The 15,054-nt window shown below is 62.0% G+C and carries 13 protein-coding genes; 7 read left to right on the top strand and 6 right to left on the bottom strand.

From position 1 onward, the window contains the following. The first annotated feature begins 91 nt into the window (after positions 1-91). From mnmA to LDN70_RS13750, 7 genes are all read left to right on the top strand, one after another. Positions 92-1,213 (top strand): tRNA 2-thiouridine(34) synthase MnmA, encoded by a 1,122-nt coding sequence (gene mnmA / locus LDN70_RS13780; protein WP_243753114.1) that lies wholly within the window; start codon positions 92-94, stop codon positions 1,211-1,213. Between the two features lie 168 nt (positions 1,214-1,381). Continuing rightward, positions 1,382-3,010, top strand: coding sequence for an ABC transporter substrate-binding protein (locus LDN70_RS13775; RefSeq protein WP_166840115.1), 1,629 nt, complete (start codon positions 1,382-1,384; stop codon positions 3,008-3,010). A 129-nt stretch (positions 3,011-3,139) separates the two neighbouring features. Then, positions 3,140-4,231, top strand: a complete 1,092-nt coding sequence (locus LDN70_RS13770) for an ABC transporter permease (RefSeq protein WP_142938542.1) — start codon at positions 3,140-3,142, stop codon at positions 4,229-4,231. Positions 4,232-4,233: 2 nt separating this feature from the next. Beyond that, positions 4,234-5,247: an ABC transporter permease gene (locus LDN70_RS13765; protein WP_142938543.1), complete on the top strand. Its 1,014-nt coding sequence runs from the start codon at positions 4,234-4,236 to the stop codon at positions 5,245-5,247. Next, positions 5,244-6,950, top strand: coding sequence for an ABC transporter ATP-binding protein (locus LDN70_RS13760; protein WP_142938544.1), 1,707 nt, complete (start codon positions 5,244-5,246; stop codon positions 6,948-6,950). The genes LDN70_RS13765 and LDN70_RS13760 overlap by 4 nt, the downstream gene beginning before the upstream one ends. Positions 6,951-7,072: 122 nt before the next feature. Continuing rightward, positions 7,073-7,462: a chorismate mutase gene (locus tag LDN70_RS13755; RefSeq protein WP_142938545.1), complete on the top strand. Its 390-nt coding sequence runs from the start codon at positions 7,073-7,075 to the stop codon at positions 7,460-7,462. Between the two features lie 3 nt (positions 7,463-7,465). Further along, positions 7,466-8,500, top strand: coding sequence for a uroporphyrinogen decarboxylase/cobalamine-independent methonine synthase family protein (locus LDN70_RS13750; protein WP_142938546.1), 1,035 nt, complete (start codon positions 7,466-7,468; stop codon positions 8,498-8,500). 11 nt (positions 8,501-8,511) lie between these two features. Here LDN70_RS13750 and LDN70_RS13745 read toward each other — a convergent pair whose 3' ends face one another. The 6 genes from LDN70_RS13745 to LDN70_RS13720 are packed head-to-tail and all read right to left on the bottom strand — an operon-like array spanning position 8,512 to position 14,864. Continuing rightward, complete coding sequence (locus tag LDN70_RS13745) at positions 8,512-9,225, bottom strand: DUF4166 domain-containing protein (RefSeq protein WP_142938547.1); 714 nt, start codon at positions 9,223-9,225, stop codon at positions 8,512-8,514. 54 nt (positions 9,226-9,279) lie between these two features. Beyond that, positions 9,280-10,572 carry a DUF58 domain-containing protein gene (locus tag LDN70_RS13740; protein WP_142938548.1) on the bottom strand — a complete coding sequence of 431 codons (1,293 nt, stop codon included), beginning with the start codon at positions 10,570-10,572 and terminating at the stop codon, positions 9,280-9,282. Positions 10,573-10,604: 32 nt separating this feature from the next. Next, a complete protein-coding gene (locus LDN70_RS13735; protein WP_223940548.1) occupies positions 10,605-11,678 on the bottom strand; it encodes an AAA family ATPase in 1,074 nt (357 codons plus the stop codon). Next, positions 11,675-12,868, bottom strand: a complete 1,194-nt coding sequence (locus tag LDN70_RS13730; protein WP_223940547.1) for a DUF4350 domain-containing protein — start codon at positions 12,866-12,868, stop codon at positions 11,675-11,677. Before LDN70_RS13730 ends, LDN70_RS13735 begins: the two co-directional genes overlap by 4 nt. Then, a complete protein-coding gene (locus LDN70_RS13725; protein ID WP_142938550.1) occupies positions 12,865-13,554 on the bottom strand; it encodes a DUF4129 domain-containing protein in 690 nt (229 codons plus the stop codon). The genes LDN70_RS13730 and LDN70_RS13725 overlap by 4 nt, the downstream gene beginning before the upstream one ends. Continuing rightward, on the bottom strand, positions 13,551-14,864 hold the full coding sequence (locus LDN70_RS13720) for a DUF7847 domain-containing protein (protein WP_223940546.1): 1,314 nt from the start codon (positions 14,862-14,864) through the stop codon (positions 13,551-13,553). The genes LDN70_RS13725 and LDN70_RS13720 overlap by 4 nt, the downstream gene beginning before the upstream one ends. Between the last annotated feature and the right edge of the window lie 190 nt (positions 14,865-15,054).

Raw genomic sequence — 15,054 nt, 5'->3', positions numbered from 1 at the left:
GCTAGAATAGATGGGCACGCCGGCTGTTCCCAGCCGGATCAGTTGCTCCAACTCCCACAGACAGAAAGCCAGCATGCGAGTACTTGCAGCAATGAGCGGCGGAGTTGACTCCGCTGTGGCCGCAGCCCGGGCAGTCGAGGCCGGACACGACGTCGTCGGGGTCCACCTTGCGTTGTCGCGGATGCCCGGCACCCTGCGCACAGGAAGCCGGGGTTGTTGCACCATCGAGGATTCCCGCGATGCCTGGCGTGCTTGCGATGTCCTTGGAATTCCCTACTACGTGTGGGACTTCTCGGAGCGCTTCAAGGAAGACGTTGTCCAGGACTTCATTGACGAGTACGCCGCTGGCAGGACACCGAACCCGTGTATGCGGTGCAACGAGCGGATCAAGTTCGCAGCACTTCTGGAGAAGGCCATCGCCCTTGGCTTCGATGCTGTGTGCACCGGACATTACGCCAAGGTCATCGAAGACGCTGACGGTAACCGGGAACTCCACCGCGCCGCCGATTGGGCCAAGGACCAGAGCTATGTTCTGGGCGTCCTGACCCACGAGCAACTGAAGCACTCCATGTTCCCGCTGGCGGACACTCCCTCCAAGGCCGAGGTACGTGCCGAGGCAGAACGCCGGGGCTTGTCCGTGGCCAACAAGCCCGACAGCCACGACATCTGCTTTATCTCCGACGGCGACACCCGCGGCTGGCTGGCCGAGAAAATTGACATGACCACCGGGGACATCGTTGACGAAACCGGTGCCAAGGTTGGTGAACATCCAGGTGCCAACGCCTTCACGGTGGGGCAGCGACGAGGCCTGAAGCTGGGTACGCCCGCGGCAGATGGCAAGCCTCGGTTCGTCCTGGAGATCCGTCCCAAGGAAAACAAGGTGGTTGTGGGGCCGGAAGCCCTGCTGGCGATCGACGAGATTCGCGGCATCAAGGTTTCGTGGGCCGGGTTGCCCATTTCCGAGGTAGCAAGCGGCGCCGAGTTCGATTGCCATGCCCAAGTGAGGGCTCATGGCGATCCCGTTCCGGCGAGAGCCCGGGTGGAAGCCGTCGCTGATGATTCAGGCGTTGAGCGCGCCCAGCTGGTTGTTACGTTGACGGATCCGTTGCGCGGCGTTGCCCCGGGGCAGACCGTCGTTCTTTATCAGGGTAGTCGTGTCCTGGGACAGGCAACCATAGATGCCGCCCGTTCCCTTCAGCGGGAAGTCCTATAGTCCGGGCGTTCAGAGCAAAAGCTACTGGAAAGTAAATTTTGTGTCTCAAATCACAAAATGAGGGGTTCGCGGCCTGCGAAGTCTGGTTGAATCGTGGAATCAAGAGTGCGCGCCGTCACAAATATCTGACGGCGGCGCGCCGAATCCATCGAACAGAAGGTTCACCAGATGGCACTGAACAAGAAGGCCCTGCACGGCGCTATCGCGCTGGCGGGCATCTCCGCGCTCGCCCTGACGGCATGCACGGGACCCTCCGGCGGCGGCTCATCTTCCGCTCCGGCCGCCGCAGGCCCCATCGCCTACGGCACCACTGACAAAGTCACGTCTTTGGACCCCGCAGGATCCTATGACAACGGTTCATTTATGGTGATGAACCAGGTCTACTCATTCCTGCTCAATTCCAAGCCCGGCGGCGCGGAACCCGTTCCGGACCTCGCCGAATCGTCGTCTTTCACGGCGCCGTCGGAATACACCGTGAAGCTCAAGTCCGGGCTCAAATGGGCCAACGGGCACACTCTGGATTCCAAGGACGTAAAGCACTCCTTCGATCGGCAGGTGGCCATCAATGACCCCGCCGGACCAGCCTCGCTCCTGACCAATATCGACAGCGTGAGCACGCCAGACGCCACCACGGTGGTGTTCAAATTGAAGAACGCCAACGACCAGACATTCAGCCAGATCCTCAGCAGCCCGGCCGCGCCGATCGTGGACGATGAAGTCTTCCCGGCCGACAAGATCCTTTCCGACGACGAGATCATCAAGGCGAACGCGTTCTACGGCCAGTACACGATTGACAGCTACAAGAAAAACGAATTGGTCAGCTTCAAATCGTTCGCGGACTACAACGGTGTTCTTGGCAAGCCGGCCAACGACGCTGCCACCATCAAGTACTACGCCAGCCCCACCAACCTGAAGCTGGAAATCCAACAGGGCGCCATTGACGTTGCCTTCCGCAGCCTCAGCGCGACTGACATCGACGATCTCCGCAAGGACTCCAAGGTCAAGGTCCTCACTGGCCCGGGCGGCGAAATCCGCTACATCACGTTCAACTTCGACACTATGCCGTACGGAACCAAAGCGACCGGGGCGGACCCCGCCAAGGCCCTGGCCGTACGCCAGGCGATCGCCAACCTGGTGGACCGGCAGGCAATTGCAGACCAGGTGTACAAGGGCACCTACCTGCCGCTGTACTCCAACGTCCCCAGCGGATTCCTCGGCGCCAACGAATCCTTCAAGGACGCCTATGGCGATGACGGAAAGCCAAGCCTGGATAAGGCCAAGAAAGTCCTGACGGACGCCGGCATCAACGAACCCGTTGCCCTGAACCTGCAGTACAACCCGGACCACTACGGTGGATCCTCCGGAGACGAATACGCCATGGTCAAGGAGCAGCTGGAAAAGTCCGGGCTCTTCACTGTGAACCTGCAGTCCACCGAATGGGTCACCTACAGCAAGGCCAGCCGTGCTGACGAATACCCGTTGTTCCAGTTTGGTTGGTTCCCGGACTTCAGCGATGCCGATAACTACCTCACCCCGTTCTTCCCCGAGGGCGGCTTCCTGAAGAACCACTACAACAACGCCACGGTCAACGAACTCATCGGCAAGCAGCTCACCGAAGCGGACAAGACCAAGCGTGAGGCAGCCATCAAGGAAGTCCAGAACGCCCTCGCCAAGGACATCTCCACACTGCCCCTGCTTCAGGGTGCGCAGGTGGCGGTCGTCGGAAGCGGCGTCAACGGAGTCGACAAGACCCTGGATCCGTCCTTCAAGTTCCGTCTGGGCGTAATTTCCAAGTAACCGCACCTTTGTGAAGAGAAGGGAGGCGGGACACTGATCCGGTGTTCCGCCTCCTTTGCTGACCACCAACGTGGCCGGCACGCATCAGACAGTCCCGCGTAATCCACGGGCAAGAAATGCAGGTAGCACATGACAACACTTATTGAGGTTCCCGAGGCTGAACCCGGCATCGTCGCTCCCAAGAGCAAGTCCAAAGCCGGGGGAGGGCTGGGCAGATACATCGTGATCAGGTTCTTCCTGATCATTCCCACCGTTTTCATCCTGGTAACACTGGTCTTCTTCCTGATGCGGGTCATCGGCGATCCCATCACCGCATCACAAGGCGGACGGCTTCCCCCGGACGTCCTGGCCCAACGCATCCATGATGCCGGGTACGACCGTCCGGTCCTGGTTCAGTACTTCGAGTACCTTGGCCAGCTGATCACCGGGAACTTCGGAACCACCATCACTGACCGGCGTCCTGTAGTTGAGGTGATGACCACCTTCGGCGCAGCCACCCTTGAACTCTCCATCAACGCGCTGATCGTGGCGCTCGCAGTCGGTATCCCTTTCGGGCTGATTGCCGCCCAACACCGGGACAAGACTCCCGATGCCCTGCTGAGGTTCTTCGCCATCCTTTGCTACGCCACTCCGGTCTTCTTCTCAGGGCTGCTCCTCAAGCTGACGTTTTCCGTATGGCTCGGATGGTTCCCGGTAGCAGGCCGCGCCTCCACTCGTACGGAACTAACCATGAGCGCTTTGGCTGCTCCATCCGGTATCTACTGGCTCGACGCGCTGCGAAGCGGAAACTTCACCGCCCTCGGTGACATAGCGTCCCACGCAGTTCTTCCGGCAGTCGCCCTTGGCCTACTCACCGCAGGTGTGTTCCTTCGCCTGGTCCGCACCAACGTCATCGGAACATTGGGAAAGGACTACATTGAGGCAGGGCGCTCCAGAGGCGTCAGCGAGTTCCGCCTGGTGACCAAGCACGCCTACAAACCCGCGCTGATTCCCATCATTACCGTCATGGGCCTGCAAATTGCCCTGATGCTGGGCGGCGCGATCCTCACCGAAACCACCTTTGAGTGGAAAGGCCTTGGCTACCAGCTGGTGCAGTACTTGAATGCCCGCGACTTCGTGGCCGTCCAAGGGATCGTGGTGCTGCTGGCCATCATCGTGGCCGTCACCAACTTCATCGTGGACATCATTGCCGCGCTCATCGACCCCCGAGTGAGGTACTGACCATGAGCACCCCTCAATTGACCCGGGCCAAGCAGCCCTTGTTCTCACGGCTTCCCGTGATCAGCCACCTGAAGAAGAGCGTAGGCCTCCAGCGAGGCATGCTGGTGGTGGGTGTTGTCCTCAGCGGAGTATTCCTTCTCACCAGCATCTTCGCCCCGCTCCTTGCTCCCTATGGCTACTCCCAACTCAGCGATGCCTCCGGCTCGTTTCCCACCCAGGAAGCCCCTGGCGGCAAACACCTGCTGGGAACGACCGTTGGTGGCTACGACGTCCTGTCTCGAGTGATTTGGGGTTCCCAAACGGCAGTGACAGTCATCATTGTGTCCGTGGCAATGTCCTTGTTCCTCGGCGTGGTGCTGGGGCTTCTCAGCGGCTACTTCGGCGGATGGCTGGACAGAATTTTGGTCGTCGTTGCGGACGCCATCTACGCATTCCCAACACTGCTCCTGGCGATTGTGATCTCAATTGTGATCAGCCGCGGCCAGTCCAGCTTCTGGGGCGGCATCTTCTCCTGTGCTTTCTCCATCACTGTGGTCTTTGTGCCGCAGTACTTCCGGGTGATCCGTGCAGAGACCATCCGGCTCAAGGCCGAGCCTTTCGTGGAGTCGGCCAAGGTCCTCGGGGCGTCCAGTGTGCGAATCATCGGGCGGCACATCTTCAAGAACGCCACCCGAACCTTGCCGCTCATGTTCACCCTCAACGCCTCCGAAGCGATCCTGACACTGGCCGGTTTGGGATTCCTTGGCTTCGGGATCGAACCCACGTCCGCGGCCGAATGGGGTTTCGACCTCAACAAAGCCTTGGCTGACACCTCCTCCGGTATTTGGTGGACAGGCGTCTTCCCCGGCATCGCGATCGTCCTCACCGTCCTGGGGCTGACCCTGGTGGGCGAGAGCATCAACGACCTCAACGACCCCAGGATCCGTGGCCGCAAACGCGCGGGCCGAACACCAGTACCCGGTACACCGGCAGGACCGGAATCGTCGGTAAACCCGGCAGAGGCAGGAAAGTCATGACCACCAACCTTGGAAACCTCTCAGACGGGACAGGCACGGAACAGCCGGTACTTACCATTGATCGGCTCCAAGTCACCTTCGCCACTGACGGCGGCGACGTTCATGCCGTCAAAGACGTAAGCCTGAACGTTGGAGCCGGAGAAGTAGTTGCCATTGTGGGCGAATCGGGTTCCGGTAAAACCGTGACGGCCAAGACCATCCTCGGCCTGCTTCCGGAAACAGCCATCAGCTCAGGCGCCGTGGTGATCAACGGCAACAACGTCATCAGCGTCAGCAAATCCACCCTCCGCACAATCCGCGGCCGCGATGTGGCCATGGTGTTCCAGGAGCCCTCCACAGCCCTCAACCCGGTCTTCACCGTGGGCTGGCAGATTGCCGAAGGCATCAGGGCGCATTCCACTGACGGACGGCGCATCTCCGCCAAGGAAGCCAAGGAACGGGCAACCGAAGCACTTCGCAAGGTTGGCATCCCGGACCCCGAAACGCGGGTCAACTACTATCCTCACCAGTTCTCCGGCGGACAGAAACAACGCGTGGTCATAGCCGCGGCGTTGGCACTCAATCCCGGACTGATCGTGGCCGATGAGCCCACCACGGCCCTGGATGTGACAGTCCAGGCCGAAATCCTCCAGCTCCTGCGCGATTTGAGGGACAACTACGGCACCTCGATCGTGCTCATTACCCATAACATGGGCGTCGTGGCAGATCTGGCCGACCGTGTAGTGGTGATGTACCAGGGCGACGTTGTGGAGGAGGCCCCGGCCAAGGTCCTGTTTGCTGAACCCCGGCAGGAGTACACCAGGAAACTGCTGGCCGCTGTGCCGCACCTCGGACGGAACTCCGCCTCCGAGGGTGCCCGAGGCCGGCTCCACCAAGATGGCAAAATCCTGGTGGAGGCAAAGAACCTCACCATCGAATACCCCGGCCGTTTCGGCAGGCACGGATTCAAGGCCGTGAACGATGTCAGCTTTACGGTGTCCGAAAACGAGGTCTTCGGGTTGGTGGGTGAATCCGGTTCCGGAAAGTCAACCATTGGACGAGCGATAGCCGGCCTGACCCGGACCACAGGGGGAAGCCTGAAGGTCCTCGGGTACGAGATGTTGGACTTCAAGGAGCGTTCGTTCCGACCCCTCCGCAAGGAAATCGGCTTCGTGTTCCAGGATCCGGCGGCGTCCTTCAACCCGCACCTCACCATTGGCGAATGCGTCGCCGAACCGCTGCTGATCCACACCCGGCCGGGCGCCGCTGAGGCGAGGAAAAAGGTAGGTGAGCTGCTCGAATCAGTCCAGTTGCCGGCGTCGTACGCCGAACGCTACCCGCACGAGCTCTCGGGCGGGCAGCGGCAGCGCGCATCCCTGGCGAGATCCCTGGCGCTTAATCCGCGCCTGTTGATCGCCGACGAACCCACATCCGCCCTTGACGTCTCGGTGCAGGCCAAAGTCCTGGACCTGTTCAAAGACATCCAAGAGCAGTACGGTTTCGCGGCTCTCTTCATCAGCCACGACCTCGCAGTGGTGGACATGCTGTCCCACTGGGTTGGCGTGTTGTATAAGGGCCGGCTGGTGGAGCAGGGGATCGGCAACCAAGTGATGGGCTCACCGCAACACGACTACACCAAGCGGCTCATCGCGTCCCTGCCGGTACCGGACCCGGATGAACAAGCACGACGGCGGGATGCCCACCGATCGCTGCTGGGTGGCTAAAGCGTTCGAAAGGACGTTGGTAAGAAGCGAAGGCACGCCCCCTCATCTGCGGAGGGCGTGCCTTCGCCATCACGTCAGGTAACACCCACGGCGGTACAACCTCACACCATAGACTGGGGTGCATGACCGAGCAGAACAACGCCCTTCCCCATGACGCCGATTCCTTCAACCCGGCAGCGAGCTCCTTGGCCGGCCACGTGGACCGTGCCGTCATGGATGAGCTGCTGTCCATCCGGTCCAGCATCGACAACATTGACGCAACACTTGTTTTCCTGCTCGCTGAACGCTTCAAGGCCACCCAAAAAGTTGGCATCCTGAAGGCCACACACAAGCTTCCCGCCGGAGATCCGGGCCGCGAATCCGCCCAGATCGCCCGCTTGCGCAGGCTCGCCGAGGATGCGCACCTCGATCCAGCCTTCGCAGAGAAATTCCTCAACTTCATCATCAGTGAAGTGATCCGCCATCACGAGGCCATCGCCGAGGATCACCAGATCTCCAGCCAGCAGGCCTAACCCGTGACAGAAGTGGAAAGCGTACGCGCCAGCGCCACCGCACTAGGGCCGTGGCCCGGCACCGATCCCGCGGAAGCCAACCGGATCATCAGGGGCGAGTTGGGAGACCCCCATCTTCCGTTCCTGCCCGAACTGCCGGAGCGAGGGGTGGGATCGGACGCCGTTGGGCGGACAGGTTCCCTGCTGATTGACCTCGCACTCGACGTCCAACCCCACGGCTGGCGTTTGGTGGACAGGCCCGGTAAAGATGCCCGTCGCGCCAGCTCGGCACTATTGACCGACATCAACATTTTGGCCGACGTCGCCGGCGCCGAGGATGTTTCAGCAACGGAGTTCAAGATCCAGGTGCTGGGACCCATGAGTCTCGCGGCCAATCTTCACCTGCACAGTGGCGAACGGGCACTCTTGGACTACGGCGCTCGGAGGGACATTGCTGAATCCTTGGCCGCAGGCGTGGGAGAGCACCTCAGCCGCATTGCCGCCGGTGTCCCGGGCGCCCGGTTGGTGGTCCAGATAGACGAACCGGACATTGCCTCCGTCATGGCAGGGACCATTCCAACAGCCAGTGGCTACCGCACGTTGAGGTCCATCTCCGGTGAGGAAGTCACAGGTGCCTGGAAGCTGGTGATCGACGCCCTGAAATCTGCTGGCGTCATGGAGACAGTGGTCTCCATACCGGAAATTGAAGCGCCCATCGACAGGGTACTCGCCGCCGGTGCTGATGGCGTCGCAGTTCCCCTGAAGGCCCTGACGTCACGCCAGTGGGAACAGCTGGCCGCAGCCGTGGAGGACGGTAAGCGTGTGTGGGCAGGGGCGCTTTCCACCAGCGATCCCCGGGCGCAACTACCGCGTACGGCCGAGGTAGTTGAAAGCATCTGGAAACCGTGGCGCCAGCTGGGCCTTCCTGCATCCGGCTTGGCGGGACTGCGCGTCACACCCTCCACTGGACTGGCAGACTTCACTCCTTCAACGGCCAAAGACGTTCTGACGAAACTGACACAAGTGGCTGACGGACTGGACCAGCTGGCTCAGGGCTGACCTCAGGGAAGTCAGATTCTCTTTTCCCAGCGGTCTGGTTCGGCATAGCGGGGGAGGGAGTTACCGGGGGCCATTCCTGGCAAGTACGGTGCCAGGCGGTAGTCGAAGCGTCCTGCATAGACAAGAACCAGACCGATCTGTGGCTGGATGACCTTGACCTGAATGCGGTGCTTGCCCTCGTCGTTGTCCCACCATTGTTCGGCATACGCTCGTGCGTCGAGGGCTGCCGGCAGCGGAATGCGCAGGGGGCCCAGGAAGAGCCTGCTCGCCTGGGACACACCACGGAGGCGGCCTTGGGAGGTGACGCTGACATCCAGGTCCGTGACCAGTCGGCGGTAACGGCCTACATGGTCCACCAAGCGGGCGTTTCGATCCCCATGGCCAGGCAGGATGGCGCTGGTCGTATCGTGGAAGAGCCGTGTTCCGGACGGGAAGTAGATCTCCCGGCGCGCTGTTAGTGCCGGGCGTCCGAAAGGATCCACATGGGCGTGGTTTTCGATCCGGAACGGAATTCCCTCGCCGTACTCTGGAAAGAAGGCTTCCTCGCCTCCTGTCAATGCGAGGAGCGGCCGCAACCATTTCTGCCGGCACCCCACCACGTCAAAGACGCCTTCGCCTATTCCATAGAAACCCGATCCGGCCGCCAACGAGAAATACTTTTGGAGTTCCGGGGTGAGCCGGGCGAAATCCTCGCCCAGCGCCAGCTGGTAGATGGGGCTATTCATGGCAGTCCTTCCTTGAACACAACATCGGAGCCGTACTTAGGCTGGAGCTTTGCTTTAGAGCCGGCCGGCTGCTTTGAGGCGAATATACGTATCAGCGAGCAGTGGAGGAACATCGTGGGGTTCGGCATCCACCACCTCGGCTCCAAGCTGCCGGAGCTGAGCCATCACCGCTGAGCGTTCCAAGAGCGCGCGTTCGGCCGCCGCTGCCCGGAAAACCTGACTCGCCGTAGTCCTCTCTTTCTTCATGGCAGAAAGCAAGGGATCCCGGACGGATGCCACCACCACAACGTGCTGGCGTGCCAGTTGGGCAACGGTAGGCAGGAGGCCCTCTTCCGGGGCGCCGCCGTCAAGCGCCGTCAACAGCACCACCATGGAGCGATGCGCCGAGACGGCACGCACTTGAGCAGGAACCTGCTGCCAATCGAGCTCGATCAGTTCAGCCTCCAAGGGAGCCATGGCTTGAACGAGCTGACCCAGCAAATTTCCTTTCGACGCCGACTCAACCCGTGCGCGGAGCCTCCGGTCGTAGGCGAGGAAATCCACACGGTCGCCTCCGCGCTCGGCCAGCACGGCGAGCAGCAGAGCGGCCTCAATTCCAGTATCGAGCCGCGGTTCATCTTCGATTCTTGCTGCCGCCGTCCGGGAAGTATCAAGAACAATCACCACGCGCCTGTCGCGCTCGGGGCGCCACGTCCGCACCACCACCGATGTGCGGCGTGCGGTAGCGCGCCAGTCGATGGACCGGACGTCGTCACCGCGGACGTAGTCACGCAACGAGTCGAATTCGGTACCTGCCCCGCGGATCTGCACGGCGGCCCTGCCGTCCAGTTCCCGGAGCTTCCGGAGTTTGGATGGGAGATGACGTTTCGAGTGGAACGGCGGGAGGACCCGCAACTGGCCAGGCAGGACGCGTGTGCGCTGCCTCGCCGCCATTCCCAGGGGACCCATGGAGCGGATGGTCACATGGGGGCTTGTAAGGTCGCCGCGTCGCCGAGGGACCAAGGTCACTGTCATGCGCCGGCGCTCACCAGCCGGGACCACAAGGGATTGCGCAGAGTTCACGGCCCCCGCTGAGGGCTGCCAGGTATCTCTGACTTCCGCCCGCAATGTGCGCCGGGTGGGGTTGGTGATGGTCACTACAGAGTCAGCTTTGCCCTCGAGCGTCACGTTTCCAGGGAGGACGCGTTCCAGGGCAAGCTGAGCGGGCGACGCCGCCAGCACCAGATCCAACACCAGCACAAGAACCAGCCCCGCGCCAACCAACAGGACAGTGCTCCACGCGGGAAAAGCCACCAACGGCACCAGACCCAGCAGAGAAAGCAACACAAAACGACCCGTTATGGCCACTCAAGCCCCCTCGGCCAACGTCGCCCCGGCGATCATCGCGGTACCGGGACGGAGGCGAGAATACTGCCCAAGACATCGTCCACCACAATGCCGTCCATCTGGGCTTCCGGCCGCAGACCTACCCTGTGCCTCAGGCACGGCAAGGACAACGCTTTGACGTCGTCCGGGGTGACGAAGGACCTGCCGGACAACCACGCCCACGCTTTTGAGGTTTTGAGCAGCGCGGTTGCCCCGCGCGGCGAAACGCCGAGTTGGAATGAGGGCGCAGACCTTGTGGCGCGAACAACGTCAACGATGTACGCGAGGATCTCCGGAGCCACAGCCACGTGCGCAACGGCTGCTTGGGCGTTGGAAAGCTCGACGGCGCCAGCCACCGGGCGCACGCCGGCTGCGGAAAGGTTGCGGGGATCAAACCCGCTGGCATGGCGGCGGATGACTTCAATCTCCTCAGCCCGGCCGGGCAGCGGCATGGTCAACTTGAGGAGGAAACGGTCCAGCTGCGCCTCCGGCAGGGGATAGGTTCCCTCGTACTCCACAGGGTTCTGGGTGGCCGCAACAATGAACGGACTTGGCAGTGGACGCGATACGCCGTCCACGGAAACCTGGCGCTCTTCCATTGCCTCCAGGAGTGAAGCCTGGGTCTTCGGCGGGGTTCGGTTGATCTCGTCGGCCAGCATGATGTTGGTGAACACCGGGCCTTCACGGAAAGTGAACTCGGACGTGTGGGAGTCATAGACCAAAGAGCCCGTGACGTCACCGGGCATGAGGTCCGGAGTGAACTGAACACGCTTGGTGTCCAAGCTCAGAGCGGTGGACAAAGCCCTGACCAAAAGGGTCTTGGCCACGCCGGGAACACCCTCGAGGAGGACATGTCCGTCACATAGCAGGGCGATCAGCATGCCGGTAACCGTGGAGTCCTGACCGACTACAGCTTTGCCCACTTCGGCTCTGACATTGAGCAACGACTGCCGTGCCGGATCCTCAAGGGGGTGCCTCTGCCCGTTTTCTGAAGGTGGCGCCTCGTGCTGCGACGCCTCGTTCTGCAGGGCTTCCTGCTGGGACGTCGTCTCCGCGTAGTGGCTGTTGCTGTCCGTGTGGCTGCTCATCTGGCGATCGCTTCCTGTTCGATTCGTTCAATCTGTTGTGCCCACTGCACCAGCTGTCCTTCACTTTCGGGCATGAAGTCGATCAGGACGGACCGCACTTCCGTGGCCGGCAGCTTCACATGGCGGGCTGTTGTATCCAGAATTGCTTCGGTGGTGGCGTCGGCTCCAAGGTTGAAGTGCCGGGCCAGCCGTGACAGGGTTCCGGCCCTCAAATTCCGGGCGGCCCGCTCCACGGCGCGTGAGTCCTGGTACAGGCGAGCACGCCCTTCTGCTGTTTCGGCGGCCTTGACCACCACGGGCAGTGGCTCGAAAACCAAAGGGCCCATGCGTCGGCCCCGCCATACGATGGCCAGCAGGGCTACGAAGCCCAGCCAGGGGCCCGCGAAGGCAAGCCATCGCGGCGCGAGCTCGTTGAGCGTGGGGCTTGAATTTGACGCCGGGATATCTCCGACCCCGGGGAGGTACCACACGAGGTTCGCGTTGTTGCCCAGCGTTCGGAGGGCGAGGGCCGCATTTCCCTCCAGTGCAACGTGTTGATTGTCCAAGAGCTCCCTGCTGCCCAAAACAATGACCCTGCCATCGGCTGATTCCGCGTACAACCCGGGTCCGCTCCCACGCGGGGCGTAGCAAACTACGGGTCCTGAAAAGACGGATCCTTGCGCCGATACGCGGCCCGCTGCCAAGGCATCGTCCTGCTCGCAACCCGGTTCAATGACCTGTATCGCTTCCGGAACCACGCCGCCAGGGCGGATACCTTCAGCCAGGCCATTGAGCGTCCTGAGGCGTGGAGTCACCACCACTACACGGTCTGCTGCGGCTGTGATCTCCTCAAGCTGGGACCGGTCAAGGAAGCCCTGTGCGTCAAAGAGGAATACCGTGGCGTCATCTTTGTTTGATAGCGCCTCCAACGTGTCCTCGAACGTCTCGGTCGGAGTGACGGACACGCCGTGGCGCCCCAGGATCTCGGCTACCGCCATTCCGCCGTCCGGTGCCGGGTTCCGCGCTGACAAGCGCCGGGAGTCGGTGGCGCCTGCAACGCTGTCAATAGCCAGGAAAATTACCAAACCAGCAAGCAAGGCCCCCAAGGCAATCCACACGAGGTGTTTTTGGAACCAGGCTTTGAACCTCCCGCCGGCCGGGAAACCTGGGGTAGTGATTTCCTCCTGGCCCACATGTTCGTTCGTGGTCATCGGGGAACCGCGAATCCAGCGTTGGCCTGTCCTGCGAAGTCAGGCTTCAGCGCAAGAAGTTCAGCATCCAGCTGGCGGACTGACTCGTAGTCCGCGCGTGTTGCCGGGTGGTCGCCATACCGCACGGCATCGAAAACACCGGCAGCGGCGATCAGCTTGGCTTGTGCCGCACCAAAAACCCCGCCCAATTGAGCGGCGGCTTCGTCTGCGGTCCTGCCGGCTCGAGCATCAATGATGTCCCGTTCTTCCGCGGAGCGGACAAGAGCACGGAACTGATCGACGACGGCGGCCGGCCAGTTGCCGCCGTCGGCTGCTGTCGCCGCCCGTGCACGGTAGCCCTCTGCGTCGACTGTGCGGTCGTTTCCATAGAGGTCTTCCGCCTCTTTAGCCCTCCGGGCGTTCAACCTCGGCCTCACGAAGAAGATGGCGGCGATGATGAGCACCAAAGCCAGAACCACCATCAACGGAACAGCGATGTTGGGCCCGGCACCGGATCCACCATCCAAGGATGAAAGCCAATCCATGAAATCCCGCCACATCTGTTCAAGCCAGCCGGGCGTCGCGTCCGGGTACCGGGGGTTAGATAGCTCCTCAACGGCCCAGCGTCGCGCTTCGTCCCGGTCCGGGATCACAGGCGGTTCCATCAATGCCCATGACGAAAATACATCGATCGCGGCTGCCCTCATGCCTGAGGTTGCTGCCCTGGGGGAGCGGACGGAAACTGTCCCTCGCTCGGTGGCCAGGCGGTGTTAGCGGGCGCATTGGATGGTCCGCCGGGGATCCCTTCAGGATCGGAACCCGTTTCCATCAGCCGCATCAATTCAACATCCAGACCGTCCCGCCGCATGCGTAGGTCCATGTAGATCAGGCTGGAAACGGACGCTTGAAAGGCGAACGTTACAGACCCCACCAGTGCCCCGATCGCCGTGGAAATCACGGTCGTCAGAACCAGCGTGGAGGTCATCGACTCCGCGTCGGGGTGGGGGGCCACTACTCCACCGATGGCGGCGGAGACCAAGGACACGGGAATTTGGACAATTTGGGCGATGATTCCCACCATGATGGCTACCACCAGCGTGATGCCGAAAATGCGCCACCAGTTGTTCCTGGTCAACTTCCACGACCTGAGAAGTCCGTCGTAAACTCCGGTCCGCTCCACCACTATCACTGCAGGGGCCAGCATCAACTTCAGGCCGATCCACACAAAGGCCACCACTGCACCCAGCCCCAGAGGCAGGACAATCAGCAGCGCGGCAGGTCCCATGGCGGTGAACAGCAAGATCGCAATCCCGATCACCGCGGCAACGGCGAGAAGGCCGCCCAGCGTCAGCAGCGCAGCAACGCCCAGCAGAGGAATTATCCGGGGGCCCGCCAGTTTCCACATCTGCTTGAATCCTGTCCGCCGGTTGAGCACCGAACGGGAGACGGGCACCACCAGGACACCTTGGAGGACGGATCCCAGGAACCCAATCAGCACCGAAACCCCTAGGGTGCCGGCCATGAACGCGAAGAACGGACCCATCGCGTCGGCAAAATCCGCTTCCGAACTGACGGATTCAAAGGTCGTGGACAACTGGACCATGCCCACCGTGACAATGCCGATCAGGACTGCCCCGAGGACTTGCACGATCAGCGCGGAGCCAAACATGGAAGCGGCATTGCGGCGGATCGTCTGGAACGAGCCATCAAGGATCTCGCCGAATTGCAGCGGACGCAGGGGGATGATTCCGGGCTTGGGAGGCGCGACATAAAAGGGTTGCCCGTAGGGTGGACCTGGAGGCCAGCCGCCAGGAGGTTGACCTGGACGATATTGCCCGCCAGCCTGCGGCGCAGCCCAAGCCTGGGGGCCGCCCCACTGTGGTTGGCCGCCCCACTGCGGCTGATTGCCGCCTTGTGGTTGGCTGCCCCACGGTGGCTGATTGCCGCCTTGTGGTTGGTTACCCCACGCGGGCTGACCACCCGGCGGTGGATTCTGGCCGTGCTCTGGCTGTGACACGATTTCCTCCCCATAAGATCCGGCCCGCCGACTCCCGACGTCCCCCACACGGACCTTCGCACCCAGCCTATAGTCCCGCCGTCGTCCCTCATAGCCTGCCGCCCGCGCGGCCATCACGGAGCGTGGTGAACAACAGTGCAGTACGGTGGAAGTGCCCCGGGGGCGCCATGCCGTGCGCTGCGCCCAACGG

The sequence above is a fragment of the Arthrobacter sp. StoSoilB22 genome, from assembly GCF_019977315.1.
In the GTDB taxonomy this organism is placed as follows: Bacteria; Actinomycetota; Actinomycetes; order Actinomycetales; family Micrococcaceae; genus Arthrobacter.
Note: the sequence above shows the minus strand (reverse complement) of the source record. Positions and strands in the feature narration are given on the sequence as shown.

What these genes read in the sequence shown, in the direction of transcription:
- LDN70_RS13775 (WP_166840115.1), top strand. Translation starts at nt 1,382, where the DNA reads ATGGCACTGAACAAGAAGGCCCTGCACGGCGCTATCGCGCTGGCGGGC.
- LDN70_RS13770 (WP_142938542.1), top strand. Translation starts at nt 3,140, where the DNA reads ATGACAACACTTATTGAGGTTCCCGAGGCTGAACCCGGCATCGTCGCT.
- LDN70_RS13745 (WP_142938547.1), bottom strand. Translation starts at nt 9,225, where the DNA reads ATGAATAGCCCCATCTACCAGCTGGCGCTGGGCGAGGATTTCGCCCGG.
- LDN70_RS13760 (WP_142938544.1), top strand. Translation starts at nt 5,244, where the DNA reads ATGACCACCAACCTTGGAAACCTCTCAGACGGGACAGGCACGGAACAG.
- LDN70_RS13765 (WP_142938543.1), top strand. Translation starts at nt 4,234, where the DNA reads ATGAGCACCCCTCAATTGACCCGGGCCAAGCAGCCCTTGTTCTCACGG.
- mnmA (WP_243753114.1), top strand. Translation starts at nt 92, where the DNA reads ATGAGCGGCGGAGTTGACTCCGCTGTGGCCGCAGCCCGGGCAGTCGAG.
- LDN70_RS13755 (WP_142938545.1), top strand. Translation starts at nt 7,073, where the DNA reads ATGACCGAGCAGAACAACGCCCTTCCCCATGACGCCGATTCCTTCAAC.
- LDN70_RS13725 (WP_142938550.1), bottom strand. Translation starts at nt 13,554, where the DNA reads ATGAGGGCAGCCGCGATCGATGTATTTTCGTCATGGGCATTGATGGAA.
- LDN70_RS13735 (WP_223940548.1), bottom strand. Translation starts at nt 11,678, where the DNA reads ATGAGCAGCCACACGGACAGCAACAGCCACTACGCGGAGACGACGTCC.
- LDN70_RS13730 (WP_223940547.1), bottom strand. Translation starts at nt 12,868, where the DNA reads ATGACCACGAACGAACATGTGGGCCAGGAGGAAATCACTACCCCAGGT.